Origin of the sequence: Mesorhizobium sp. M5C.F.Ca.IN.020.29.1.1, assembly GCF_003997375.1 — a bacterium.
Classification (GTDB): domain Bacteria; phylum Pseudomonadota; class Alphaproteobacteria; order Rhizobiales; family Rhizobiaceae; genus Mesorhizobium; species Mesorhizobium wenxiniae.
The window spans coordinates 1-2,084 of record NZ_RZSW01000791.1 but is presented as its reverse complement, the minus strand read 5'-3'; the positions used below and the strand labels follow the sequence as shown (position 1 = coordinate 2,084).

Annotated in this window: 3 protein-coding genes and 1 pseudogene; 2 read left to right on the top strand and 2 right to left on the bottom strand. The window is 64.1% G+C overall.

What is annotated here, in order from left to right:
• Positions 1-162 (top strand): annotated as a pseudogene (locus EOA85_RS39595) (Fe-S cluster assembly scaffold SufA); the annotation flags it as partial.
• A gap of 91 nt (positions 163-253) precedes the next feature.
• On the opposite strand, the gene EOA85_RS33590 reads toward EOA85_RS39595, so the two are convergent.
• Positions 254-751 carry a GFA family protein gene (locus EOA85_RS33590; protein ID WP_095521673.1) on the bottom strand — a complete coding sequence of 166 codons (498 nt, stop codon included), beginning with the start codon at positions 749-751 and terminating at the stop codon, positions 254-256.
• A 91-nt stretch (positions 752-842) separates the two neighbouring features.
• On the opposite strand from EOA85_RS33590, the gene EOA85_RS33585 reads away from it, so the two are divergent.
• On the top strand, positions 843-1,166 hold the full coding sequence (locus EOA85_RS33585) for a TfoX/Sxy family protein (protein WP_029353596.1): 324 nt from the start codon (positions 843-845) through the stop codon (positions 1,164-1,166).
• A gap of 16 nt (positions 1,167-1,182) precedes the next feature.
• Here the strand turns inward: EOA85_RS33585 and EOA85_RS33580 are convergent.
• A partial coding sequence (locus tag EOA85_RS33580) for a carbohydrate kinase family protein (protein WP_127212573.1) occupies positions 1,183-2,084 on the bottom strand: 902 nt, incomplete at its 5' end.

Sequence of the window (2,084 nt, the reverse complement as noted above, 5' to 3'; positions counted from 1 at the left end):
CTTTTCCTGTTCGGCACCGAGATGGATTTCGAGCAGACGACGCTGCGCACCGGCTTCACTTTCCGCAACCCGAACCAGAGCTCGGCCTGCGGCTGCGGCGAATCGGTTGAGCTCAAGCCGGCCGATCTGAAGGCTCTGACCGAGGCGCGCGCTTCGGCCTGATCTTCCCTTCTCCCCGTTTACGGGGAGAAGGTGGCCCGAAGGGCCGGATGAGGGGGCAGAGCATCTTCTCCCCGTAAACGGGGAGAAGGACCTAGTCCACCCACATTCCCGTTCGTTTGTGCCATCCGGCGATCGATTCTTCCGGATAGATATCGAAGACCCTGTCGCCCTCGCCGATCTCGGGCTCGACCCAGTTCGCCTTGTATTTCAGCATGAGGTGCACCTTTTCAGGCGGTTTCGGCAGGTCTGTGTCGATCGCCGATGCAAATGGGTGGACCAGCTCCGGCCACGTCGGATCGTAGAGCCAGAGTGCCGATCCGCATTTCCTGCAGAAATTCCGCTCGCCTGACGAGATCTCGCATTGTGGATGCTCGTCGTCCTCGATTTCGGCTTGATAGACGCCAAGGTTGCGCTTGCCCTTGATTTTCAGCGTATCGAAATCGGCACCGAGATTGATGGCAAAGCCGCCGCCGCCCTGCTGCTTGCGGCAGATCGAGCAATAACAAAGCATGAACGGCACCGGCGTGTGGCTTTCCACCTCGAAGCGGACGGCATCGCACCGGCAGGACCCTTTGAGCAGAAGCGGCATGATGAGGGACCGAAGAATTTGGCTCTCAACTTGTCAGCATGGTTTTGGTTGCGGCGATGACAAGGGGAAATCCGGGTGACATGATCGCGGCATGGACAATGAACGCATTGCCGAACTTTTCGAAGGCCTCGGCCCGGTCAGCATTCGCAAGATGTTCGGCGGCAAGGGCATCTACTTCGACGGCGTCATCGTCGCCATCGTCATCCGTGGCGAATTGATGCTGAAGGCCGACTCGGAAAGCGCGCCCGAATTCGAAGCGGCCGGCTGCCGGCAATGGACCTACACCGGCTCGCGGCACGGCAAGCTCGTGTCCATGCCGTATTGGAGCATTCCCGACAGCGCCTTCGACGATCCGGACGAGATGGCGGTCTGGGCGCGCCGGGCCTATGAGGCGGGGCTGCGTGCCGGCAAATAGGCCGCCTCTCCACTGGTCATCCCCTCATGCCAATTTTCTGCGGCTCGGGCACAAGGGCCAGCGCGTCGGCAAAGTCTGCCGCCGTAAAGACCGGCACAAGTTCGGCACTTTCGATCGCAAGCATTGCCGCGGCAACGCCGTCACGCAGCGCCGCGCGCAGCGTCAGGCCGCGCAGCAGGGCGGCGACCGTTGCGCCCGCCAGCGCATCCGCGGCGACGCCAGTGACTTTTCTTGGCGGCGGGATCGAGAAGGCGCCGGCCTCGTCGAAACCCAGCACCGGACCGTCATCCGACCTCACCACGCCATATTTGAGGCCGGCGCGCCTCAGGCGGTCGATGATATCACGCTCCGCCGTGTCGATACCGACATCGGCGAATGCGATGGCCTCGCGCCGGTCCATGAAGACCATCCCCAGGCTGCCAAGCACCGGCGCGAGCCGCACCGCCTTGTCTGGTGAGACGGCGAGGGCGAAGACCGGCTTGCCGGCGGCAAGCGCCACCAGCCGCTCCAGCGCCGTCGACGGCAGGTTGGCGTCGCACAGGACCGCATCGGCGGTGCTGATCACCTCACGCACCTTGGCACGGCGGATCTGCTTGGGAAGCGCGAGGTCGTAGAGCGCCATGTCGGAAAGGCCGACGATCAGCGCGCCGTCGCCGTCGATTATCGTCGTGTTGCTCGGCGTCGTGCGATCGAGGAACACCACGGATAGATCGGCAATGCCGGCCGCAGCGATGGCGCGCGAGACCGTGTCGGCCAGAACATCGCCGCCGCGCACCGAAAGCAGCGAGCCGGAGACGCCGCGCCGCACGGCGCCGCGCAGAGCATTGAAGACGGCGCCGCCGACAGCCTCGCGCATCGTGCCGGGATTCGACGCCGCCGGCACAAAGGCGCCTGAAACCTGGCCGCGCCGATCTACAT

What these genes read in the sequence shown, in the direction of transcription:
- EOA85_RS33585 (WP_029353596.1), top strand. Translation starts at nt 843, where the DNA reads ATGGACAATGAACGCATTGCCGAACTTTTCGAAGGCCTCGGCCCGGTC.
- EOA85_RS33590 (WP_095521673.1), bottom strand. Translation starts at nt 751, where the DNA reads ATGCCGCTTCTGCTCAAAGGGTCCTGCCGGTGCGATGCCGTCCGCTTC.